Genomic DNA, 21,937 nt, shown 5'->3' on the forward strand with positions numbered 1-21,937 from the left:
CACCCCGTGGCGGGGCGCGCCGCATCGCTTCACTCGAAGCGGTAGGTGAACTCGCCGTTCTCGGCGCTCACCTGCACCTTCTCCACCTTGCGGCCTTCCAGCATGCGGTTGAGGAACTCGCGGCTGAGGTCCGGCAGCATGCTGTTGGTGAGGATGGCGTCGATCTGGCGACCCCCGCTCTCGGTCTCGGTGCAACGGGAGACCACCAGGTCCACCACCTTGTCGTCGAACTCGAACGGCACCTTGTGGCCCGACTCGACGCGCTTCTTGACCCGACCCAGTTGCAGGCGGGTGATGCTCTTGAGCATCTCGTCGCTCAGCGGGTAGTAGGGGATGGTCACCAGACGGCCCAGCAGCGCCGGCGGGAAGATCTTCAGCAGCGGCTCGCGCAGCGCCTTGGCGATGCCCTCGGGTTCGGGCATCAGCTCGGGGTCGTTGCACAGGCTGGCGATCAGGTCGGTGCCGGCGTTGGTGGTGAGCAGGATCAGGGTGTTCTTGAAGTCGATCACCCGGCCTTCGCCGTCTTCCATCACGCCCTTGTCGAACACCTGGAAGAAGATCTCGTGCACGTCCGGGTGGGCTTTCTCCACCTCGTCCAGCAGCACCACGCTGTAGGGCTTGCGACGCACCGCCTCGGTGAGCACGCCGCCTTCGCCGTAGCCGATGTAGCCGGGCGGGGCACCCTTGAGGGTGGAGACGGTGTGGGCTTCCTGGAACTCGCTCATGTTGATGGTGATGACGTTCTGCTCACCGCCGTACATGGCTTCGGCCAGGGCCAGCGCGGTCTCGGTCTTGCCCACGCCGGAGGTGCCCGCGAGCATGAACACGCCGATCGGCTTGCTGGGGTTGTCGAGCCCCGCGCGGGAGGTCTGGATGCGCTTGGCGATCATCTCCAGGGCATGGTCCTGGCCGATGATGCGCTTCTTCAGGTGCTCGCCCAGGTTGAGCACGGTCTCGATCTCGTTGCGCGCCATGCGCCCGACCGGGATGCCGGTCCAGTCGGCCACCACCGAGGCCACGGCCTGGTAGTCCACGGTCGGCAGGATCAGCGGGTCCTCGCCCTGCAGCGTGCTCAGGCGCGCCTGCAGGTCGGTGAGCTGGGCACGCAGCGCGTCCAGTTCCTCGGGGGCCAGCGGCGGGGTGTCGGCGCCGCCTTCGCGGCTGGTGCCGTCCACCGGCTCGGCGGCGGCACGCAGGCGGGCGCGGGTGGCCAGCAGCTCGTCCACCAGGGCCTTCTCTTCGGCCCAGCGGGCCTCCAGTTCGCCCAGGCGGGCGCGCTCGGCCTCCAGGGCGGCCTGGGTGTCCACCTGGCGGCTGCCGATGGCCACGCCGATGGCGTGTTCGCGGCCGATGATGGCCAGCTCGGTCTCCAGCGCCTCGATGCGACGGCGGCTGTCGTCCACTTCCGCCGGCACGGCGTGCAGGCTGATGGCCACGCGGGCGCAGGCGGTGTCCAGCAGGCTCACGGACTTGTCCGGCAGCTGGCGCGCGGGGATGTAGCGGTGGGACAGCTTGACCGCCGCCTCCAGTGCCTCGTCGAGGATCTGCACCTGGTGGTGCTGCTCCATGGTCGAGGCCACGCCGCGCATCATCAGGATGGCGCGGTGCTCGGAGGGCTCGTCCACCTGCACCACCTGGAAGCGGCGGGTGAGGGCGGGGTCCTTCTCGATGTGCTTCTTGTACTCGGCCCAGGTGGTGGCCGCCACGGTGCGCAGGGTGCCGCGCGCCAGGGCCGGCTTGAGCAGGTTGGCCGCGTCACCGGTGCCGGCGGCGCCACCGGCACCGACCAGGGTGTGGGCTTCGTCGATGAACAGGATGACCGGCTTCTCGGAGCTCTGGACGTCCTCGATCACCTGGCGCAGGCGCTGTTCGAACTCGCCTTTCATGCTGGCACCGGCCTGCAGCAGGCCGACGTCCAGGGCGCGCAGCTCCACGTCCTTCAGCGAGGGCGGCACGTCGCCGGCGACGATGCGATGGGCGAAGCCCTCGACCACCGCCGTCTTGCCCACGCCGGCCTCGCCGGTGAGGATCGGGTTGTTCTGCCGGCGGCGCATGAGGATGTCCACCAGCTGGCGGATCTCGTCGTCACGGCCGACGATCGGGTCCAGCTTGCCGCTGCGGGCCTGCTCGGTGAGGTCCACGGTGAAGCGCTTCAGGGCTTCCTGCTTGCCCATGGCCGCCGGGGCCATGGCGCCGCTGGCTTCGCCCGGGGCGCCGGCGTTGAAGCCGTCGGTGGCGGTCAGGGCGTTCTCGGGGGAGGCACCGACCACTTCGTCGAAGCGCTCGGTGAGGGTGTCCACCTTCAGCTTCTCGAACTCGCGGGAGATGGACAGCAGCGCATTGCGCAGGCTCGGGGTCTTGAGGATGCCCACCACCAGGTAGCCGGTGCGCACCTGGCTCTCGCCGAACATCAGGCTGCCGTACACCCAGCCGCGCTCCACCGCTTCCTCGACGTGGGAGGACAGGTCGGTGATGGAGGTGGAGCCGCGCGGCAGGCGGTCCAAGGCCTCGGTGATGTCCTTGGCCAGGCGTGCCGGCTCGATGCTGAACTGGCGGATGATCTGGTGCAGGTCCGAGTCCTGCAGCTGCAGGATCTGGTGGAACCAGTGCACCAGCTCCACATAGGGGTTGCCCCGCAGCTTGCAGAACACCGTGGCGGCTTCGATGGCCTTGTAGGCCAGGCTGTTCAGCTTGCCGAACAGCGCGGCGCGACTGATTTCTCCCATTTTCACTCTCCTCGATCCGGGTATTGGCGCGGCGTGGCGTCGGCGTAGTGGCGTGCCAGCAGCAGGTCCTTTGCGTCCTGGTCGGGGGTGCCGAGCCAGGTGTTGAAGCCGAGTCGGTCCCCGCCGGACAGCGTCAGCGGCGGAACGTCCTCACGTTTGAGGACCAGGTTGGCGTCCCAGTCCAGTTCTTCTCCCAGGTATTCGGCCACCCAGGCGGCCAGTTCGTGGAACAGTTCGCCGCCCGGCAGGAAGCGCTGGTACTGCGACAGGTCCAGCGGGCCGATGCAGATGCGGAACTTGTGCTGGCGGTCCCACACGTGGGTGCCCAGGCACAGGTCCATCCCCAGGGTGCTGGCAGCGGCGCCCAGGCGGCTGCGCTCGGGCAGCTCCAGCCACTGGCCGACGTATTCCTCGATGGCCACCGGCACACCGAAGAACTCCGCGAGGATGGTGCGCAGGCCGTCCGGGTAGCGCGTCTGCGCCGCCAGGTGGCCGGTGTAGTAGTAGCGCGCGGCGTCGTCGATGGGCCCCTGGCCGAGCAGGCTTTCCATGCCCCGGCCGGAGAGCGCGCCCAGGCGCGGCGACCAGTAGTCCTGGTCGGGGCGGTCCATGCTCACCGTCGGCCGGGCTTCGGCCCAGGAGCGGTAGAACAGCGTCAGCAGGCGGTGCGTGAAAACGTCGAGGAAGCGCTTGAAGGTGGCGTCGGCGCTGTTGCGCTGGCGCTCCCGGGCGTACTCGGTCAAGTGCAGCGGCAACGGCCCGTTGGGCCCGGTGAGGCCGAAGAAGTACTGCTCGATGCGCGGTGTGCCGTCGGGGTTGTGCTCGACGCTGGCCAGGGTCGCGGGGGCGAAGCCGCAATCGGGCTTCTGGCCCAGGCGCAACGGGTCGTCGGCCAGGCGCAGGGAATGGCCCAGGCGCGGCCGGTCGGGGTATTCGCACTCGATGCGGCGCAGCGCCTGGAAGAAGTCGTAGTTCCAGGGCGCGGCTTCCATTTCCGCGAGGGTGTCTACAGATTCGGACGACGTCCGGGCTTCGCCCGCCATCGCATCACCTCGCCCCGTTCAGTGGTCCGCAACACCGTTTCGGTGAAGCTGTTGATCGACACGTAGCGTGTCAGGAAACGTTCCAGCACCGAGGCCAGCACGAACACGCCGGTGCCGCGGAAGGCGTTCTCGTCGAACTCCAGGTCGATCTCCAGGCCGCGCCCGAAGACGATGGGCCCCGGCATCGGCAGACGCCGGGTGCAGGGTTTGCTGGCGACCTTGCGCAGCCCTTCGATCTGCATCTGCAGGGCCTGGTCGTTGGACTCGCCGTACAGCCGCAGCATCTCGCGCAGGGCGGCAGCGCCCTGGCCGTCCTGGCTCAGCGACAGGTAGTTGAGCGACAGCTGGCTGATCAGCCGCCAGGCGCTGGCGTCATGGGCGCGGCTGGCCTTGGGCCGGCTCGGGCCCGCCAGGCAGCGCACGGCCTGCACCGGGGCGCTGTCTTCCAGGGTGAAGTCGCTGCGCCCGGTGCCCACCGGCATGAACAGCGGCAGGTCACGGTTGGTGCACAGCGCGCCGATGCCCAGCTGGCGCAGGTCGTGGCGGTGGGGCGCCTGCTTGGCGTCCACCAGGGAAATGAAGGTCTCGCTGCCGATGTAGGTGGAGCGCGGCCCCTTGCGGCGCTGGTTGCTGGAGAGCACGCGGGGTTCGCGGCGCACCGTGTACCAGGCCTGTTCACGGCCGTAGCGCGAGGGGTCGCGCACGGCATAGAAGGGCTGGAAGGGCTGCTCCGGGCCGGCGCCGTGGCCGGTCACCTCGGTGAGGCTGTGCACTTCGAAGTCCAGCGGGCGGGTGCGGTCGACGATCACGTGGTGCTCGTTGACCCGCTCGTTCACGTGGATGCGGTCCGCCCGGCGCGGGAACAGGTTCACCGCCGGGGTGCAGAACAGGCGGAACAGGTCGGCGCCGATGCTGCCTTCCAGGGTGCTGTCCAGGCGGTTGAACAGCACGATGATCTCCAGCTCCTGGCCGGCGCAGCGCTTCACGGGACGGCGCAGGTTGGCCAGGTCGACGAACAGGAAGCGGTTGGGCAGGGCGAAGTATTCCTGCAGCAGGCGGTAGCCCTGGAAGGCGCGGGGCACCACCGGCAGCACCGCGTCCTCGTCGTCGAAGCCGCGCGAGCGCAGGCTGTCCGGCGGCAGGCGCTCCACCCACTCGCCGCCGGGGGCCTGGGCGAACACCGCGCAGGCGTTGGCCATCAGCTGCTCGTAGAGGCGGAAGGGCTGCTCGTCGGCGCCGTGGAGGAAGAAGGTCAGGTCTTCCAGCGACAGGCTGTTGAACGGCAGGCCCGCCCCGGTACGCAGGCGCAGGCGCAGCCCGGCCTTGGCGGTGGGCTCGCTGGCGGCCAGGCGGCCGAGGGCGGCGGCGGGGTTACCGAAGTATTCGGCCTTGGTCACTTCCAGCGGCCACAGGCTGACCGGCTGGGCGGTGCGGTATTCGCAGGCGGTCTGCGCGTCGGCGCCCAGGCTGGCCCGCAGCGAGGCGTTGCGCGGCACCACGAAGCCGCTGGCCAGCGACCCTTCGTTGGGATCGGCCTGCAGCTGCACCACGGTCATCGACGGGGTCGGCGCCAGGTAGTGCGGGTAGGCGATCTCCAGCAGGTTGTGGGTGAAGGTCGGGTACTCGGCGTCGAGCTTGAGCTGCACGCGGGCGGTGAGGTAGGCGAAGCCTTCCAGCAGGCGCTCGACGTAGGGGTCGGCGCAGTCGATGCCGGAGAGCGTCAGGCGCCCGGCGATCTTCGGGTACTCGCTGGCGAACTCGGCGGCACTCTCGCGGATGTGCTGCAGCTCTTGGTTGTAGTACTCCAGCAGGCGCGGGTTCATTTGCGCCTCCTGACCTGTTCGGCGGGCACCACGCGGACGTGGCCGGTCTCCAGGTCGAGGTCGGTGGTGAGCAGCATGCGCAAGGGCACGGGCTCGGCCCACAGGTCGCCCTCGATCTCGAAGGACAAAGCGTTGTGGTTCATCTGGTCGGCTGCCAGCTGGGCGCGTACGCGCAGGGTGGAGCGGATGATGCGCGGCTCGTAGCCGGCGATGGTCTCGGTGAGCAGGGCCTCGATGGCCTGCACGTCGACGCTGGAGGCGGTGTGCCCGGCCAGCGGCGGCAACCCGTAGTTGACCACCGAGCTGCCGGCCTGGATCTCGCCGGAGGTGTCGCTGTCGAGCGGCGCAATGGTGTTGAACAGCCAGGCCAGGTCACGCAGGACCGAGGCCTTGAGCTGGGTGAGGGAGAGCACGCGCTTGTCGGCGCTCTCCTTCGGGTTGCCCGGATCGTCGTCGGTGAGGCGATCGAGCAGGGACGGTTGCAGGCGTTCCTGCAGCGTCAGGTCGGCCATGTTCAGGCGCTCGGCTGCTCGAAGGCGAGGGTGCGCACCTCGAACAGGGCGACGTCGCCTTCATCGGTGACGAACAGGCGCTGGCCCAGGGGCAGGCCGCTGTCCAGCCAGTCGGTCTTGCGCGCCAGGCGGATGGCGCCGTCGGCGTCGTCCTGGCTGCCCGGGTAGCGGCTGGGGATCAGGCCCACGGTGGTGCCGCCGTTGACCAGGGTGATCTCCACCGGCAGCCACACCAGGTCGCGCAGGTCGGTGGGGGCTTCGATGGCCAGGTGCTGGATGTTGTGCATCGGCAGCCACACGTAGCGGCCGTTGACGATCAGCTCCAGCACCGGGCCCAGGCGCGGGTCGGCGTCGGCCAGCCACTGGAAGGGCTGCTCGTTGACTTGCCCGGCCACCGCCGGTGCGGCGTCGAAGGCAGCATCACGCAGGGCCTGGGCGGCTTCGGGCTGGCCGTCGGCGTCGTGCTTGAGGGCCTGGATCAGCGGGGCCACCCAGTCAGCGGGCTCGCCCAGTACCACCGGGGTGAGGCGGCCGGCGAACACTTCGGCACGCAGGGCCTCGCATTCCAGGGCGGTGCGGTAGGTCTGCACCATGGCCAGGGCGCCGGCATCCAGCTCGCCGGCCACCTTCAGCTGGTTGTTGGCGCGGCTCCACTGGCCGAGCACGGCCAGCAGCTGGAACAGGAAGACGCGCAGCTCGGCATTGGCCGGCTGGGTGCGGACCTGGTCCTGGAGGGCCTTGAGGGCGTCGTCGACGCGGCCGGCGCGCAAGAGTTCTTCAGCGTTCATGGTCGTCCTGTCTGCAGCGTGGCTGCATTGAATGGGGCTCTTGGGGAATCCGGGTCACCAGTCGAAAGGTCCGGTGAACAGTTTCTGGTCCCATGGCCCGCGCGGGCAGCTGGCGTTGGTCATGGGGGCCGAGGCCTGCAGCGTGCCCTGGCGCAGGCGCACGGCCTGCAGGCGGGTCACGCAGCCCTGGCCGGGGGGCGCCTCCGGCTGGCTGTGCTGCACCAGCAGGATGGGCACCGCGCCCTGGTGTTCGATGCGCGGCGCGCCCTCGGCGTTGCGGTGGAACTCGCAGGGCGAGGGCATGGCCAGTTCAAGGCGGCCGGCGGGGTGCACCAGGGTGCAGCGGCCGGCCTGGTCTTCGAGGTGCAGGGCCTGGTCGCCCAGCATGGCCTGCTCGGGCGCGGCCGGTCCGGGCGGGGTGGCGGCGCAGGCGTTCAGGCAGGGGAGCAGGGCACAGGCGAGGAGCAGGGTGGGGCGGGTCATGCCAGCTCCCAGAACCAGACCTGGGCGGCGCGATTGGCCGGGTCGTCGTAGGTCTTGGTCAGGCCACGGTTCCACAGGTCGATGTGGTCGCCGGTGGCGCGGGTCTCGCCGCTGCGGGTGAAGCAGTCCTTGAAGAAGATGATGCCGGTGCGCTCGTTGAGCGTGCGCTTGGCGGCGGCACCGTCAGTGAAGATCTGCGGACGTCCCAGGTGGTTTCGCCACAGCCAGTTGGCCAGCGACTCGGCTCCACGGGCGTGGCCGTGTGCGCACTTGGGTTCCGGGTAGGTGTTGCGGTCGATGGTGATGGACCGTTCGGCGTTGAGCGTGAGGCTCATGCGGATCGCGCACTGGTTGTCCCAGCCGCCGTCGCACGGGTGCTGCTCGGTGGGGTAGTTGTTCCAGAGGTTGATGAACGCAGGCTTTGCCATGGGGGTTCGCCTCGCCGGGAGGAGGGTGGAGCAACAACGGTCCCGGCAGGGCCGGGACCGTTGGCGAAGACATCAGATCTTCACGTTCTCGCGGATGTTCCAGCCGTACTTGACCGGGCCGCCGTCCTTCGCGCCATCCGCTTTCTGCGGCTGGTAGTCCACCTGGACCTGGGCGAAGTTGAGGCTGATGTTCTCGGTCAGACGGTCTTCACCGCCGCTGCCACCGGTGCTCACGGAGGAAATCAGGACTTCCTTCATGGTGATGATCACGTACTCCACCGGGTTCTCGCCGCCGGCCTTGCGGATGGTCAGCTTGGCTTCCGGGAAGTGCTTGCCGTTGGAGCAGGCCATCATCAGGTTGGGGCTGGACTTGTCGATGTACTTGGTCAGGGACAGGTCCTGGACGCTCACCTTGCCGGCGCCTCCACCACCACCCTGGTGCATGTTGCCGGACTGGGACATGCCCCAGCTCCAGGCCAGTACGTCGATTTCCTTGGCGTGCACCTTATCGGCGGACTCACCCTCGATGTCCCCGATCTTGATGAACATATCAACAGCCATCTATTCCTCCTTCGTGGCTTTCGCCACCTTGTCAGACGCGCCCGCCACCTGGCAGGCGCTTAAAGTGACGCGCCTCAGGCCCCCTTGGCCGAAGGCAGCTTGGATACCAGGCGCAGCGACACGGTCAGCCCTTCGAGCTGGTAGTGCGGACGCAGGTAGAACTTGGAGCTGTAGTAGCCCGGGTTGCCTTCCACTTCCTCGACCACCACCTCGGCGGCGGCCAGCGGGTGCTGGGCCTTGGTGGTTTCGGTGGAGTGCGCCGGGTCACCGTCGACGTAGTTGAGGATCCAGTCCTGCAGCCAGCGCTGCATGTCGTCCTTCTCCTTGAACGAGCCGATCTTGTCGCGAACGATGCACTTCAGGTAATGCGCGAAGCGGCAGGTGGCGAACAGGTACGGCAGGCGCGCGGCCAGGTTGGCGTTGGCGGTGGCGTCCGGGTCGTCGTACTCGGCCGGCTTCTGCAGCGACTGGGCGCCGATGAAGGCCGCCAGGTCGGTGTTCTTCTTGTGCAGCAGGGGCATGAAGCCGTTCTTCGCCAGCTCGGCCTCGCGGCGGTCGGAGATGGCGATCTCGGTCGGGCACTTCATGTCCACGCCACCGTCGTCGGTGGGGAAGGTGTGCGCCGGCAGGTTCGGCACTTCGCCACCGGACTCCACGCCACGGATGCGCGAGCACCAGCCGTAGAGCTTGAACGAGCGGTTGATGTTCACCGCCATGGCGTAGGCCGAGTTGGCCCAGGTGTACTTGCTGCTGTCGGCGCCGGCGGTGTCTTCCTCGAAGGCGAACGCCTCCACCGGGTCGGTCTTGGCACCGTAGGGCAGGCGGGCCAGGAAGCGCGGCATGGTCAGGCCGATGTAGCGCGCATCCTCGGACTCGCGCAGCGAGCGCCAGCCGGCGTATTCCGGGGTGGTGAAGATCTTGGTCAGGTCACGCGGGTTGGACAGCTCCTGCCAGGAACCCATGCCCATCACGGTGGGGGAGGCGGCGGAGATGAACGGCGCGTGCATGGCGGCGGAGACCTTGGCGATCTCGCCCAGCAGCTCCACGTCCGGCGGGGACTGGTCGAAGTAGTAGTCGCCCACCAGGCAGCCGTAGGGCTCGCCGCCGAACTGGCCGTATTCCTCTTCGTAGAGCTTCTTGAAGATCGGGCTCTGGTCCCAGGCGGTGCCCTTGAACTTCTTCAGGGTCTTGTGCAGCTCGCCCTTGGAGATGTTCAGCACGCGGATCTTCAGCTGCTCGTCGGTCTCGGTGTTGTTCACCAGGTAGTGCAGGCCGCGCCAGGCGCTTTCCAGCTGCTGGAAATCGGCGTGGTGCATGATCAGGTTGACCTGATCGGTGAGCTTGGCGTCGATCGCGGCAATGATCGATTCGATCGACTTGATCGCGTCATTGGAAATCAGGTTGGTCTGCTGCAGCGCATGCTCGGCCAGGGTGCGCACGGCGGTTTCCACCGCCTCGCGGGCCCGGTCGGTCTTGGGCTTGAATTCCTGCAGCAGCAGCGAGGCGAACTCGCTGGTCTGCTCGGTGGTCTGGCCGGCCTGGGGCGCGGCGTCGGTCATCAACTCGGCCATCTGGTTGTCCTCTTAGGCTTGCGGCTCGTTGTCCTGCGGCTTCGGCGCGCTGGCCAGGGCCTGCAGCAGGGCCGGATCCTTGATCGCTTTCATGATCAGTTCTTCAGCGCCGGTCTTGCCGTCCATGTAGGTCAGCAGGTTGGCGAGCTGGGTGCGGGCTTCGAGCAGCTGGTTCAGGGAGTCGACCTTGCGCGCCACGGCGGCCGGGCTGAAGTCGTCCATGTTCTCGAAGGTGATGTCCACGGAGAGGTTGCCTTCGCCGGTCAGGGCGTTGGGCACGTTGAACGCGACGCGCGGCTTCATGGCCTTGAGGCGCGAGTCGAAGTTGTCGACGTCGATCTCCAGGAACTTGCGGTCGGCGACGGCGGCCTGGGGCTCGGCCGGCTTGCCGGCGAGGTCGGCCATGACGCCCATGACGAAGGGCAACTGCACCTTCTTCTCGGCGCCGTAGAGCTCCACGTCGTACTCGATCTGGACGCGGGGTGCGCGGTTGCGCGCGATGAATTTCTGACTGCTGGTGCTACCCATGGTTGCTCCTCCTTCGCTGCCTTTACGGCTGTTGGGGCGTCATCGGCCGCTAGCCGGTAACGGATGCACGGTCTGCCGGATCGGGGTTACTCGGACTCGGGGCCGCGCAAATTCTCGAATTGCGACATCCCATCGGGGATGAGGTTGCGCACGATCTCGGCGAAATCCGCCGTGACCAGCTTCCGGGCACGCTTGAGCAGCATCGGAACCGGGCTGGAGGGCTCCTGGCGCTCGTAGTAGGCGAGGATGCGGTCCAGCGTGCGCAACACGTCGTCGCGGTTGTTGATCTCGTGGGGGGCGGCGCGCGGCGCGCTGGCCACGGCGACCGGGCTCTCGCCGGCACTGCCGTCGCCGCCGTCCGTCGCGGCGTCCTCTGCCGGCGCGCTGTCGTCCAGGGGCGCGTGCTCCTTGACGATCTGCAGGGCCTGGCGGATCAGCTGCTTGAGCGGGGCGAGGTCGGCGCTCTGGGCCGAGCCGACCTGGTCGGACAGCGTCGACTCGATGGCCGCCAGTGCGGACTGGGCATCGGTGAGGGCCTGGCGGGTGCTTTCCAGCAGCGCCGGGTCGGTGTCGCGGAAGGCGCCCTGGAGCTGCTCGGCGGTCAGCGTCTCGCTGGGGAACCGCTGCAGGTCGAGGGCGTTCAGGGCAGCACGCAAAGTGACCGCTCCGAAGGCACGGGAGCTGGTCAGGTTCGCCTCGCGCACCAGGCGGATCACCGGCTCGGAGGCGAGGCCGGTGAGGGCATTGATGCGGAAGGTCGGGTCGTTGTCATCGTCGGCGTCGAGCTGCGGGTACACGCCGTCCCAGAACTGGGTCAGCAGCTCACGCACCAGTGTCAGGCTCTGGGCCAGGCCGGCGAGGCCTTCCAGGGCGATGGCGCTCTGCAGGAAGTAGTTGGCGATGCGCAGGTCCTTGCTGCGGCCCAGCAACTGGCTGGACAGCTCGCGCACGTCGCGCCACGCGGGCGGTTCGGCAGGCAGCACGGAGTCGCCCATCTGACGTTCGGGCTGGCCTTGGGCGATTCGTTCGAGTTCGAGATACGAGGCGTCGTATTCGAGATCATCACCGCACGGGGACTCGGCGGAAACGGGGGAAAGCAGGTGCGACACGTCCACCACGGTGGGTGTTCTCCTTGTCAGGGCTGGGGCGAGCATGGTTCTGGAGCAGACGTACGACTTGATCACAGTCCCTTGGATCAACGTCTTGGTGACGCCATTTTTCTGGCCTCAACCGCTGCAACTCCTATCCATTTTTCGGGTCGTATTTTGCCCTTGTCAAGACAAACGCGAACCACAACCGACAGATGTGCGCTAGTCGACGCTAGCCTCTTCGGATTGTAAAAGTTTACTTTTTTCGTTCTAAGATAAGTCGGCTAAAGCCATCAGATTTTTCTTCGCTGAGAGTGTTCGCGCGGCTTGGCGAAACAGGGGCACGTGCAGGGTCCGGACCGGCGCGCTGTTGCACGGCATCGAAGGGTTCGGTGTTCGCGCCCCTCTCCAGTGAGATGTGCAAGGAGTCGCAATGCCACTGCGTTTGACCATCACCAGTTATCACAAGCTCACCCCCGGGCAACGTCCCGACGCCGAGCTGGACCGTGGTGAACTGAGGATAGGTCGTGGTACGGAAAACGACTGGGTGCTCCCTGATCCCGAGCGCCTGGTGTCCAGCCAGCACTGCACCATTCAGAGCCGTGACGGCGTCTACTACCTCACCGACACCAGCACCAACGGCGTGATGCTCGCGCAGTCGGGCATACGCCTGCGCCGGGGCAACAGCGAGCGCCTCAATGATGGCGAAGTGCTCAAGCTCGGCGAGTACGAGATCCTCGTGCAGATCACCGCGCCGGCCACCTCGCAGCCGTTCTCCAGCGGCCCGGCCGCTGCCCCGTCGGTGGGCGGTGCGGACCCGTTCAGCAATTTCGATGCGCTGATGAGCCGACAGGTCGCCTCCAGCGCCATCCCCGAACCCTACGCCGCGCCCTCGGCCACCCAGATGCCCATGGGCGGCTCGCCGCTGGACACCAAGCCGGACCTGTTCGACTTCCTCAACCCGGCGCCACCGCCGGCGGCCGCGATTCCCGACCACGTGCCCGCCGAGCGCCATGATTTCCGCCCGCCGACACCGGTGGCTCCGCCCGCGCCGCCGCCGCTGCCCAGCGTGACGCCGCCCCCGGCCGCCGCTGCCGAGGCCCATGCGATACCGGCCGACTGGGACCCCTTTGCCGACCTCGGCCTCTCCACCCCGTCGGCGGCTCCGTCGATCCCGGTGCCGATGCCCACGGCTGCCACGCCCCAGGTCCCCGAGCCGGCGCCGATGCACGTGCCCGAGGATTTCTTCGCCGGGATCGGCACGCCTGTCAGCGATGCCCAGGCCACGTCCGTGCCGCCGCCCCAGGCCGCCGCCCAGCCGGACCCGATGGCCGTGCTGTTCGGCAGCACCCCGTTCGAGCCGAGTCCCCAGGCCGAGGCGCCGGTGGCCGTGCCCGTGCAAGCGCCTGTGGACGTGCCCGTCGCCCCGGCGCTGACGCCCACCGCCCAGGCCACCCACGCCGCCATCGCCACGCCGCCGCTCGAACCCCTGGCCGCGGCCATGCCGGTGCCGACGCCGCCTGCCGCCACGCCGCCCCAGGCGGTTCCCCCGGTTTCCGCGCCGCCCCAGGGGGCTGCCCAGGCACCCCAGGGCGAGTTGCTGGAAGCCTTCCTGCGCGGTGCCGGGTTGTCCCAGCTGCGCATCGACCGCGCCGAGGCGGCCGCGCAGATGGAGGCCATCGGGCGCAGCTACCGGCTGATGGTGGAAGGGCTGGTGGACGTGCTGCGCGCGCGCTCCAGCCTCAAGGGCGAGTTCCGCATGTCGCAGACCATGATCCGCCCGGTGGAGAACAACCCGCTCAAGTTCGCCCCCAATGTCGACGAGGCGCTGCTGCTCCTGCTGCGCCACGGCAACGCTGCCTTCATGCCGCCGGACCAGGCGGTGAAGGAGAGCTTCGATGACGTCAAGGCGCACCAGCTGGCCGTCATGGCCGGTGTGCAGGCCGCCATCAAGCACCTGCTCAAGCGCTTCGAGCCCGCCACCCTCGAAGCCCGCCTGAGCAAGCCATCGGGCCTGTCGGCCCTGCTGCCGGGTTCCCGGCAGTCGCAGTACTGGGAGCTGTTCACCGACCTCTACGCGAGCATCTCGCGGGAGGCCGAGGACGACTTCCAGGACCTGTTCGGACGCGAGTTCAGTCGCGCCTACGAGGAGCACAGCGCCAGGTTGCGCGGTGGCTAGCGCCGCCCGCCTGCCGGGGCGTGGCCAGGCCCGTCCCGCCGTCGCTTCCGTGGATCAACAGCAGTCAACGAGGACGTACCGAATGCCAAGGATTCTTCTGCTCGCCATGGCCGCGCTGCTCAGCGCCTGTGCCTCCGAGCCGGAAAAGGAAGCCCCGCCGCCGCCCACCGTGGTGCAGCTGCAGATCGAAGCCAGTGCCGACCTCAACGCGCTGCCCGGCGGTGCCGGCACGCCGGTGCGGGTGCGCCTGTACGAGCTGCGCAACGCCACCACCTTCAGCCGTGCCGATTACTTCTCCCTGGTGGACAAGGCCCAGGCGACCCTCGCCGCCGACCTGGTCGCCCAGGACGAACTGCTGGTCAAGCCGTCCGATCGCCAGATGCAGGAGCGCACCCTCGACGAGGGCACCCGGCAGTTCGGTATCGTGGTCGGCTACCGCGAACTGGATGCCGCCGTCTGGCGTGACGTCATCACCGTTCCGCTGAACCAGACCAGCGCCTACAGCCTCAAGTTCGGCGCACGCGGCGTGACCGTCGCGCCGGCGCCCATCACCGAACACTGAAAAGCGGAGACAGCACATGTCATGGAACAACCGTGTGGTCTGGTCGGAAGGGATGTTCCTGCGTCCGCAGCACTTCCAGCAGCATGACCGTTACCTCGAAGCCCTGGTGGAAGGGCGCTGCCGTTCGCTGCGCCCCGGCAGCTGGGGGTTCTCCGAGCTGAAGATCGACGAGTCGCTGCTCACCCAGGGCAAGCTGGCGATCCTCTCCGCCCGTGGCCTGCTGCCCGACGGCACCCCGTTCGACATCCCCGGCGACGACGTGGCGCCGGAGCCGTTCGACGTGGAAGAGAGCCTGCGCGACGGCATCATCTACCTGGCGCTGCCGCTCAAGCGGGCCGGTGCCCGCGACACGGTGGAGGAGGGCGAGGAGCTGGGCGGTGCCCGCTACCGCAGCCAGGTGCGCGAAGTGCGCGACGACAACGCCGCCTTCGAAAGCCGTGCCCCTGTGTCCATCGGCGGTCGTGCCCTGCGCCTGGTCACCGAGCGCGATGGCTTGGGCGAATACGCCGCCGTGGGCGTGGTGCGGGTGCTGGAGAAGCGCGCCGACCGCGCCGTGGTGCTGGACGAGTCCTACATCCCGCCGCTGCTGGACGTGGCCGTGTCCAAGCCGCTGGCGGCCTTCCGCAGCGAGCTGCTGGGCCTGCTGCACCAGCGTGGCGAGGCCCTGGCCGGCCGTGTGGTCGCCTCCGGCGCGGGCGGCGCCTCGGAAATCGCCGACTTCCTGCTGCTGCAACTGGTCAACCGTGCCGAGCCCCTGGTGGCGCACCTGGCGCGCATTGCACCGCTGCACCCCGAGGACTTCTACCGCGAGGCCGTGGCCCTGGCCGGCGAGTTCTCCACCTTCACCGCCAGTGGCCGGCGCCCGGCCGAATACCCGGCCTACGAGCACGACGACCTGGCCAACAGCTTCGCCCCGGTGATGCTGGCCCTGCGCCAGGCCCTGTCGATGGTCATCGACAGCCGCGCGGTGCCGATCCCCATCGTCGAGAAGGCCTACGGCGTGCACGTGGCGATGCTGGCCGACCGCACCCTGCTGGAGAACTCCGCGTTCATCCTCGTGGTGCGCGCCGACGTGCCCGGCGAATCCATCCGTGGCCACTTCCCGCAGCAGGCCAAGGTGGGTTCGGTGGAGCACATCCGCGACCTGGTCAACCTGCAGCTGCCGGGCATCGGCCTGCTGCCGTTGCCGGTGGCGCCGCGCCAGTTGCCGTACCACGCCGGCAGCACCTATTTCGAACTGGACCGTGGCAGCGACCACTGGAAGCAGCTGGTGCATTCCGGCGGCTTCGCCTTCCACATCGCCGGCAAGTTCCCCGGCCTCAACCTGGCCTTCTGGGCCATCCGGAGTTAACTCGCGATGCACCCGATCGACGATCCCTTCGGCGGCCCGCCCATCGGTGGCGGCAGTGGCGGCAACAACAACGACCGCACCATGATCATGCCGCGCCCGGGCGGGCGTGGCCCCGAGCCGACGGCGCCGCGCCATGACGCACCGCCGCCCGGCCCGGCCCCGGCCAGCGGGCCGATGCTCACCGCGCGCGGCCTGGGCCTGAACCCCCTGGAGAACGCCGCCGGCCCGATGCTGGCGTTGCTCACCCGGCTGCGCAACACCATCGCCCACCCGATGCCCGCCAGCCTGCGCGCGCAGCTGCTGGGCTACCTGCGCCAGTTCGAAGAGAAGGCCCGCGCCGCCGGCGTCCCCCAGGACGAGGTGATGCTCAGCCGCTACGTGCTCTGCACTGCCCTCGACGAGGCGGTCATGAGCACCCCCTGGGGCAGTGCCAGCGAGTGGGGCAAGCAGAGCCTGCTGATCACCCTGCACAACGAGGCCTGGGGTGGCGAGAAGGTGTTCCAGTTGCTCGACCACTGCCTGCAGAACCCGCGCCAGCGCCTGCACATCCTCGAACTGCTGTACCTCTGCATCAGCCTCGGCTTCGAAGGCCGCTACCGGGTCATGAACGACGGGCGCAGCCAGCTCGACGCGCTGCGCGAGCGGGTGGCCGCCACCATCCGCGCCACCCATGGCGAGATCGAGCGCGAGCTGTCGCCGCACTGGCGCGGCCTGGTGGTCGCCCGTGATCGCCTGCGCCAGTTCCTGCCGCCCTGGGTGGTGATCGCCATCGGCGCGGCGCTGCTGCTGGCCCTGCTGTTCGGCATGCGGCTGAAGCTGGCCGCCGAGGCCGAGCCGGTGTTCAAGAACCTGCATGCCCTGGGCGACATCCCGGTGCAGACCATCGACCGTCCGCCGCAGAAGCCGAAGATCGTCGAGCGCCCGCGCCTGGCCGGCTTCCTCGCCGACGAGATCCGCGCCCAGAAGGTGGCCGTGGAAGACGCCGTGGACCGCTCCGTGGTGACCATCCGTGGCGACCAGCTGTTCGCCTCCGGCAGCGCCAGCATCGACGACGACTTCCAGCCGCTGCTGCTGCGCATCGCCGAGGCGATCCGCAAGGTCAAGGGCCAGGTGCTGGTCACCGGCCACAGCGACAACCGGCCCATCGCCACGCTGCGCTACCCGTCCAACTGGAAGCTGTCCCAGGACCGCGCCCAGCAGGTCATGGACGTGCTCGCCGCCAAGACCGGCCAGCCCGAGCGCTTCCGCGCCGAAGGCCGCAGCGACACCGAGCCGGTCGCATCCAACGACACCGCCGACGGCCGTTCGCGCAACCGCCGGGTGGAGATCACTGTTTTCGCGGAGGGCGTCGAGTGAAGGCGTTTTTCAGTTTCCTGGCCCGCTGGGTCATCCCGGTGCTGGGCCTGATCGCCCTCAGCCTGGTGATCTGGTTCGTCGGTCCGCTCATCGCCATCGGCGGCTTCGAGCCCCTGGCTTCGGCCACCGTGCGCTGGGTGATCATCATCCTGCTGTTCGCCGTATGGATCGGCTGGCGCGTGCTGCGCCTGATCCAGGCCCGGCGCAACGCGGCCAAGGTCATGCAGGGCCTGGTGGCCGTCGCCCCCGACGCCGCCACCGTGGCCACCAGCGAAGAGCTGGCCACCCTCAAGCAGCGCATGGACGAGGCCCTGGCCCTGCTCAAGCGCGCCAAGCTCGGCGGCCATGAGCGGCGCAACCTCTATGAGCTGCCCTGGTACGTGATCATCGGCCCGCCGGGTTCGGGCAAGACCACCGCGCTGGTCAACTCCGGCCTCAACTTCCCCCTCGCCGAGCACATGGGCTCGGGCGCCATCCGCGGCGTCGGCGGTACCCGCAACTGCGACTGGTGGTTCACCGACGAGGCCGTGCTGCTGGACACCGCCGGCCGCTACACCACCCAGGACAGCCACGCCGAAGTGGACAAGGCCGCCTGGCTGGGCTTCCTCGACCTGCTCAAGACCCAGCGCAAGCGCCGCCCCATCGACGGTGCCTTCGTTGCCATCAGCCTGTCCGACCTGCTGCTGGGCAGCGAGACCGAGCGTGCCGCCCACGCCCGCGCCATCCGCGCCCGGGTGCAGGAGCTGTACACCCAGCTCGGCGTGCGTTTCCCAATCTACGTGATGCTCACCAAGCTCGACCTGGTGCCGGGCTTCATGGAGTTCTTCGACGCGCTGAGCAAGGAAGAGCGCGCCCAGGTCTGGGGCATGACCTTCGCCCTGGACGACGGCAAGAGCGCCGAGGGCCCACTGTCGGTGTTCGGCAGCGAGTTCGCCCTGCTCGAACAGCGCCTCAACGAGCGCCTGGTGGAGCGCCTGCAACAGGAGCGCGACCCTGCACGTCGCGACCTGATCTACGGCTTCCCGCAGCAGTTCGCGGCCCTGCGCGATGCGCTGTCGGGCTTCCTCGACGGCGTGTTCAAGCCCAACCCCTATGAAGAGCGCCCGCTGCTGCGCGGCGTGTACTTCACCAGCGGCACCCAGGAAGGCAGCCCCATCGACCGCCTGATCGGTGCCATGGCCCAGAGCATGAACCTGGACCGCCAGCACCTGGCGCGCCAGACCGGCACCGGGCGCAGCTACTTCATCGAGCGGCTGTTCCGCGAGGTGGCCTTCGGCGAACGCGGCCTGGTGGGCGCCAACCCGAAGGTGGAGCGCCAGCGCACCTGGATCGCCCGGGGCGTGCTCGCCGCCACCGTGGTGCTGGTGCTGGCCGTGCTGGGCGTGTGGATCGCCAGCTTCCGCGCCAACCAGGCCTACATCGCCGAAGTGGATGCGCGGGTGAAGCCGCTGCACGGCCAGTTGCAGGCCCTCAGCCCGGCCCAGCGCGAGGTGCTGGCGGTGCTGCCGCTGCTCAACGCCATCCGCAATGCGCCGGGTGACGCGCCGTCCTGGGCCGAGGGCTTCGGCCTCTACCAGGGCGACATGCTCGGTGCCGAGGGCGCCAGCGTGTACCGCAAGCTGCTGATCGCGGTCATGGCCCCCCGGGTCATGGCGCGCCTGGAAGAGCAGCTGCGCGGGGGCGGCAGTTCCGACTTCCTCTACGAGGGCCTCAAGGCCTACCTGATGCTGGCCGACCCGGAGCACTACGACGGCGACTTCATCAAGGCCTGGATCGCCCTGGACTGGGACCGCAGCCTGCCCCGCGACCTGGCGCCGGAACAGCGCCAGGCCCTCAACGACCACCTGGCCGCGCTGTACGACCGCGCGCCGCCGGCCGTGCGCCTGGACGACGACCTGGTGCAGGACACCCGTCGCCAGCTGCAGCAGCTGTCCGTCGCCCAGCGCGTGTACGACCGCGTCAAGCGCCAGAAGCTGCCGCAGAACGTGCCGGACTTCCGCATCAGCGAAGCCGCCGGCCGCGACGCCGCGCTGGTCTTCGCACGCAAGAGCGGCAAGCCGCTGAACGACCCGCTGCCCGGCTTCTTCACCCAGCGTGGCTACCGCGAGGTGTTCATGGTCTCCAGCCTGAGCCAGGCCGGAACCCTGGCCGAGGAGCAGTGGGTGCTCGGCCGCACCGTGGAGGACGCCCAGGACGCCGCCAGCCTGGCCCTGGAAGTGCGCCAGCTGTACTTCCAGGACTACCTGCGGCAGTGGGATGCGCTGCTGGCCGACATCGACTTCGTGCCCATCACCAGCACCGGCCAGGCGGCCGATGTGCTGCGGGTGCTGTCCGGCCCGCAATCGCCGCTGAAGAAGCTGCTGGAAGCCGTGGCCAAGGAGACCGACCTGCAGAAGGAAGAGCGCCTGGCCGCCGCCAAGCTGGCGAAGGAAGGCAACGGCGCCGTCGACAAGCTCAAGGCCCTGGTGGGGCAGGGCGGGGACGACACCCAGCAGCCGGCCCAGCCGGGTGCGGACGACCCCATCAGCCGCCACTTCGCCGAGCTGAACAGCCTGGTGGACAAGGGCGAGGGTGACACCGCCGCGCCCATCGAGGCCCTGCTGGCCGACCTCAACGCCCTCTACGTGCAGCTCAGCGCCATGAGCGGCGCCAGCGGCGACCAGCTGCTGGGCGAGGCGAAGAACCAGGCCCAGGCCGCCGCCCAGCGCGTCAGCCTCGGCGCCGAGCGCCAGCCGCCGCTGGTGCAGGGGCTGGTCAAATCGGTGGTCAGCGCCTCCACCAACACCATGATGGGCGGCATCCGCAACCAGCTGAACGCCGCCTGGACGGCCGAGGTGGTCAACGTCTACCGGCAGTCCCTGGCCGGTCGCTACCCGCTGGACCGCAACAGCACCCGCGACGCCACCCTGGACGACTTCGGCGCCTTCTTCGGCGTCGGCGGGGTGATGGACAGCTACTTCCGCAAGTACCTGCAGCCCTACGTCGACACCTCTGCCACCACCTGGCGCTGGCAGCCGGGCGCAGCGGAGAAGCTGGGCATCAGTGCCGGCGTGCTGGGTACCTTCCAGCGTGCGGCGCAGATCCGCGATGCCTTCTTCCGCTCCGGCAACACCACGCCGATGGTGCGCTTCGAGCTGAAGGCGGTGGCCATGGACGCCGCCATCGACCAGTTCCAGCTGGACCTGGACGGCCAGCAGTTCAGCTATGACCACGGCCCGAGCCGCCCGGTGGCCATGCAGTGGCCGAGCCCCAACAGCCTGGGGGTGGTGCGCCTGAGCGTGACCCCGCCCACCAGCGCCGGCCGTTCCGGCCTGACCCTGGAAGGGCCGTGGGCCTGGTTCCGCCTGCTGGACCAGTCCGACCTGACCCAGGGCAACGCGCCGGACCGCTTCACCCTGCGCATGCGCGTGGACAACCTGAGCATCTCCAGCGAGCTGCGTGCCAGCAGCGCCTTCAACCCGTTCCGCAGCCGCGTGGTGAGCGGTTTCGGCCTGCCGGAGCGGCTATGAGCGCAGCGGGTTTCTACGGCAAGCTCGCCGGCCGCGGCGACTTCATCCATCGCGGCCTGACCCCGGCTTTCATCGAGGCCTGGGACCGCTGGCTGGCCGCCGGCATGGCGGAAAGCCAGGCCGAGCTGGGCGGCGCCTGGCTCGACGCCTACCTGATCAGCCCGCTGTGGCGCTTCAGCATCGCCCCGGGCCTGCTGGTGCCCGAGGCGGTGGCCGGCGTGATGATGCCCAGCATCGACCGCGTGGGCCGCTATTTCCCCCTCACCATCGCCGTGGCGCTGGAGCCGTCGTGCAACAGCGGCGCGCTGGTGGGGGGCGCCGACGCCTGGTTCGAACAGGCCGAGGCCTTGCTGCTGTCGACCCTGGAGCCGGAGGCGGACGTCGATACCTTCGAGCGCGGGGTCCAGGCCCTGGGCGTGCCGGAGGCAAGCCCACGGGTGACGCCCCGGGTCAGCGACCTGGGCGCACTGGCCTACCCGGTGGAGGGCGAGGCGGCGCGCCGCGCGGTGCTCGGCCAACTGGCGGGCGAGGGCTGCAGCTTCTTCTGGGGGCGGGGATCACAACGGGTGGAGGCGCAACTGGTGAGGTTCCAGGGGCTGCCGCCGACCCGCTACTTCAGTCGCTTCCTGGTAGGCGAGGGCGCCGTCGGCCAGCTCCCGGCCATCGGGCAGATCGATTTCGGGAGCCTGTGATGCCGCTGCCTCCTGTCACGCAGTACCAGTCGGCCAGCCACAGCCATGTGGGGATGGTCCGCCAGGTCAACGAAGACGCCTGCCTGGACGCCTGCGAACGCGGGCTCTGGGTGGTGGCCGATGGCATGGGCGGACACGCCGCCGGTGACTACGTCAGCAACCTGATCGTCGATACGCTCCGTGGCGTGCCTTGCACCGATGCGCTGGACCTCTACGTGGAGGCCCTGCGCGCGGCGCTGGTGCACGTCAACACCCTGGTGCGGGCCGAGGCGGCCCAGCGCGGGGTGAACATGATGGGCAGCACCGTGGTGGTGCTGGCCGCGCGCGGGGGCGAAGGCACCTGCCTGTGGGCCGGCGACAGCCGCCTGTACCGGTTGCGGGAAGGGCGCCTGGAAGGCATCAGCCGCGACCACAGCTACGTCCAGGACCTGGTGGACAGCCACCTGCTCAACGAAACGGAGGCCAGGGCGCACCCCATGGCCAATATCGTGACCCGGGCCATCGGCGTGCAGGATGACCTGGAGCTGGAGGAATCGCGGTTCGTCGTGCTGCCGGGAGACAGTTTCCTGCTCTGCAGCGACGGTCTGAACAAGACCGCCGACGACCACGAACTGTGCGAAGTGCTGGGCCACGCGGACCCCTACCAGGTGGTCCGCAGCCTAGTGCATCTGGGCTTGACCCGGGGCGCGCCGGACAACATCACGGCGGTAGTCGTCAAAGCATCCTGAGAAAGAAAA

General features: G+C 69.0%; 18 protein-coding genes. 7 read left to right on the plus strand and 11 right to left on the minus strand.

Going from position 1 to position 21,937, the window contains the following annotated elements; all coding sequences use genetic code 11:
• Window positions 1–29: 29 nt before the first annotated feature.
• From tssH to tssA, 11 genes are all read right to left on the minus strand, one after another.
• Entirely contained in the window at window positions 30–2,726 is a 2,697-nt protein-coding gene (gene tssH / locus FBY21_RS04185) for a type VI secretion system ATPase TssH (protein ID WP_142008857.1), read from the minus strand.
• A 2-nt stretch (window positions 2,727–2,728) separates the two neighbouring features.
• A complete protein-coding gene (gene tssG / locus FBY21_RS04190; RefSeq protein ID WP_142008859.1) occupies window positions 2,729–3,769 on the minus strand; it encodes a type VI secretion system baseplate subunit TssG in 1,041 nt (346 codons plus the stop codon).
• A complete protein-coding gene (tssF, locus tag FBY21_RS04195; protein WP_142008862.1) occupies window positions 3,733–5,592 on the minus strand; it encodes a type VI secretion system baseplate subunit TssF in 1,860 nt (619 codons plus the stop codon). Before tssF ends, tssG begins: the two co-directional genes overlap by 37 nt.
• A complete protein-coding gene (gene tssE / locus FBY21_RS04200; RefSeq protein ID WP_074971469.1) occupies window positions 5,589–6,104 on the minus strand; it encodes a type VI secretion system baseplate subunit TssE in 516 nt (171 codons plus the stop codon). Before tssE ends, tssF begins: the two co-directional genes overlap by 4 nt.
• Before the next feature lie 2 nt (window positions 6,105–6,106).
• A complete protein-coding gene (locus FBY21_RS04205; RefSeq protein ID WP_074971468.1) occupies window positions 6,107–6,892 on the minus strand; it encodes a type VI secretion system accessory protein TagJ in 786 nt (261 codons plus the stop codon).
• A 54-nt stretch (window positions 6,893–6,946) separates the two neighbouring features.
• The gene (locus FBY21_RS04210; protein ID WP_142008865.1) at window positions 6,947–7,375 is read right to left on the minus strand and encodes a hypothetical protein; all 429 of its coding nucleotides are present in this window, start codon (window positions 7,373–7,375) and stop codon (window positions 6,947–6,949) included.
• Window positions 7,372–7,803 carry a type VI secretion system amidase effector protein Tae4 gene (locus FBY21_RS04215; RefSeq protein WP_044407525.1) on the minus strand — a complete coding sequence of 144 codons (432 nt, stop codon included), beginning with the start codon at window positions 7,801–7,803 and terminating at the stop codon, window positions 7,372–7,374. The genes FBY21_RS04210 and FBY21_RS04215 overlap by 4 nt, the downstream gene beginning before the upstream one ends.
• A gap of 72 nt (window positions 7,804–7,875) precedes the next feature.
• Window positions 7,876–8,364, minus strand: a complete 489-nt coding sequence (locus FBY21_RS04220; RefSeq protein WP_044407523.1) for an Hcp family type VI secretion system effector — start codon at window positions 8,362–8,364, stop codon at window positions 7,876–7,878.
• A gap of 74 nt (window positions 8,365–8,438) precedes the next feature.
• Window positions 8,439–9,935, minus strand: coding sequence for a type VI secretion system contractile sheath large subunit (gene tssC, locus FBY21_RS04225; protein WP_044407522.1), 1,497 nt, complete (start codon window positions 9,933–9,935; stop codon window positions 8,439–8,441).
• Window positions 9,936–9,947: 12 nt separating this feature from the next.
• Window positions 9,948–10,463 carry a type VI secretion system contractile sheath small subunit gene (gene tssB / locus FBY21_RS04230; protein WP_044407521.1) on the minus strand — a complete coding sequence of 172 codons (516 nt, stop codon included), beginning with the start codon at window positions 10,461–10,463 and terminating at the stop codon, window positions 9,948–9,950.
• A gap of 86 nt (window positions 10,464–10,549) precedes the next feature.
• Window positions 10,550–11,581: a type VI secretion system protein TssA gene (gene tssA, locus FBY21_RS04235; protein ID WP_142016247.1), complete on the minus strand. Its 1,032-nt coding sequence runs from the start codon at window positions 11,579–11,581 to the stop codon at window positions 10,550–10,552.
• Window positions 11,582–11,984: 403 nt separating this feature from the next.
• Here tssA and tagH point away from each other — a divergent pair, with 403 nt between their 5' ends.
• From tagH to FBY21_RS04270, 7 genes are all read left to right on the plus strand, one after another.
• Entirely contained in the window at window positions 11,985–13,730 is a 1,746-nt protein-coding gene (gene tagH / locus FBY21_RS04240) for a type VI secretion system-associated FHA domain protein TagH (protein ID WP_142008867.1), read from the plus strand.
• 82 nt (window positions 13,731–13,812) lie between these two features.
• Window positions 13,813–14,292: a type VI secretion system lipoprotein TssJ gene (gene tssJ, locus FBY21_RS04245; RefSeq protein WP_074971464.1), complete on the plus strand. Its 480-nt coding sequence runs from the start codon at window positions 13,813–13,815 to the stop codon at window positions 14,290–14,292.
• Window positions 14,293–14,308: 16 nt separating this feature from the next.
• On the plus strand, window positions 14,309–15,643 hold the full coding sequence (gene tssK, locus FBY21_RS04250; protein ID WP_074971463.1) for a type VI secretion system baseplate subunit TssK: 1,335 nt from the start codon (window positions 14,309–14,311) through the stop codon (window positions 15,641–15,643).
• A gap of 6 nt (window positions 15,644–15,649) precedes the next feature.
• Window positions 15,650–16,999: a DotU family type VI secretion system protein gene (locus FBY21_RS04255; protein WP_074971462.1), complete on the plus strand. Its 1,350-nt coding sequence runs from the start codon at window positions 15,650–15,652 to the stop codon at window positions 16,997–16,999.
• The gene (tssM, locus tag FBY21_RS04260; protein WP_142008869.1) at window positions 16,996–20,508 is read left to right on the plus strand and encodes a type VI secretion system membrane subunit TssM; all 3,513 of its coding nucleotides are present in this window, start codon (window positions 16,996–16,998) and stop codon (window positions 20,506–20,508) included. Before FBY21_RS04255 ends, tssM begins: the two co-directional genes overlap by 4 nt.
• The gene (tagF, locus tag FBY21_RS04265; RefSeq protein WP_142008871.1) at window positions 20,505–21,200 is read left to right on the plus strand and encodes a type VI secretion system-associated protein TagF; all 696 of its coding nucleotides are present in this window, start codon (window positions 20,505–20,507) and stop codon (window positions 21,198–21,200) included. Before tssM ends, tagF begins: the two co-directional genes overlap by 4 nt.
• Window positions 21,200–21,928, plus strand: coding sequence for a PP2C family protein-serine/threonine phosphatase (locus FBY21_RS04270; RefSeq protein ID WP_044407498.1), 729 nt, complete (start codon window positions 21,200–21,202; stop codon window positions 21,926–21,928). Before tagF ends, FBY21_RS04270 begins: the two co-directional genes overlap by 1 nt.
• Window positions 21,929–21,937: the final 9 nt, after the last annotated feature.

The organism is Pseudomonas sp. SLBN-26 (assembly GCF_006715895.1).
Lineage (GTDB): Bacteria > Pseudomonadota > Gammaproteobacteria > Pseudomonadales > Pseudomonadaceae > Metapseudomonas > Metapseudomonas otitidis.

Excerpts from the sequence above, each read along its gene's own strand:
- FBY21_RS04220 (WP_044407523.1), bottom strand. The coding sequence starts at position 8,364 with ATGGCTGTTGATATGTTCATCAAGATCGGGGACATCGAGGGTGAGTCC.
- tssJ (WP_074971464.1), top strand. The coding sequence starts at position 13,813 with ATGCCAAGGATTCTTCTGCTCGCCATGGCCGCGCTGCTCAGCGCCTGT.
- FBY21_RS04215 (WP_044407525.1), bottom strand. The coding sequence starts at position 7,803 with ATGGCAAAGCCTGCGTTCATCAACCTCTGGAACAACTACCCCACCGAG.
- tssE (WP_074971469.1), bottom strand. The coding sequence starts at position 6,104 with ATGGCCGACCTGACGCTGCAGGAACGCCTGCAACCGTCCCTGCTCGAT.
- tagH (WP_142008867.1), top strand. The coding sequence starts at position 11,985 with ATGCCACTGCGTTTGACCATCACCAGTTATCACAAGCTCACCCCCGGG.
- FBY21_RS04205 (WP_074971468.1), bottom strand. The coding sequence starts at position 6,892 with ATGAACGCTGAAGAACTCTTGCGCGCCGGCCGCGTCGACGACGCCCTC.
- tssB (WP_044407521.1), bottom strand. The coding sequence starts at position 10,463 with ATGGGTAGCACCAGCAGTCAGAAATTCATCGCGCGCAACCGCGCACCC.
- tssC (WP_044407522.1), bottom strand. The coding sequence starts at position 9,935 with ATGGCCGAGTTGATGACCGACGCCGCGCCCCAGGCCGGCCAGACCACC.
- FBY21_RS04255 (WP_074971462.1), top strand. The coding sequence starts at position 15,650 with ATGCACCCGATCGACGATCCCTTCGGCGGCCCGCCCATCGGTGGCGGC.
- tssG (WP_142008859.1), bottom strand. The coding sequence starts at position 3,769 with ATGGCGGGCGAAGCCCGGACGTCGTCCGAATCTGTAGACACCCTCGCG.
- FBY21_RS04210 (WP_142008865.1), bottom strand. The coding sequence starts at position 7,375 with ATGACCCGCCCCACCCTGCTCCTCGCCTGTGCCCTGCTCCCCTGCCTG.
- FBY21_RS04270 (WP_044407498.1), top strand. The coding sequence starts at position 21,200 with ATGCCGCTGCCTCCTGTCACGCAGTACCAGTCGGCCAGCCACAGCCAT.
- tssK (WP_074971463.1), top strand. The coding sequence starts at position 14,309 with ATGTCATGGAACAACCGTGTGGTCTGGTCGGAAGGGATGTTCCTGCGT.
- tssF (WP_142008862.1), bottom strand. The coding sequence starts at position 5,592 with ATGAACCCGCGCCTGCTGGAGTACTACAACCAAGAGCTGCAGCACATC.
- tagF (WP_142008871.1), top strand. The coding sequence starts at position 20,505 with ATGAGCGCAGCGGGTTTCTACGGCAAGCTCGCCGGCCGCGGCGACTTC.
- tssH (WP_142008857.1), bottom strand. The coding sequence starts at position 2,726 with ATGGGAGAAATCAGTCGCGCCGCGCTGTTCGGCAAGCTGAACAGCCTG.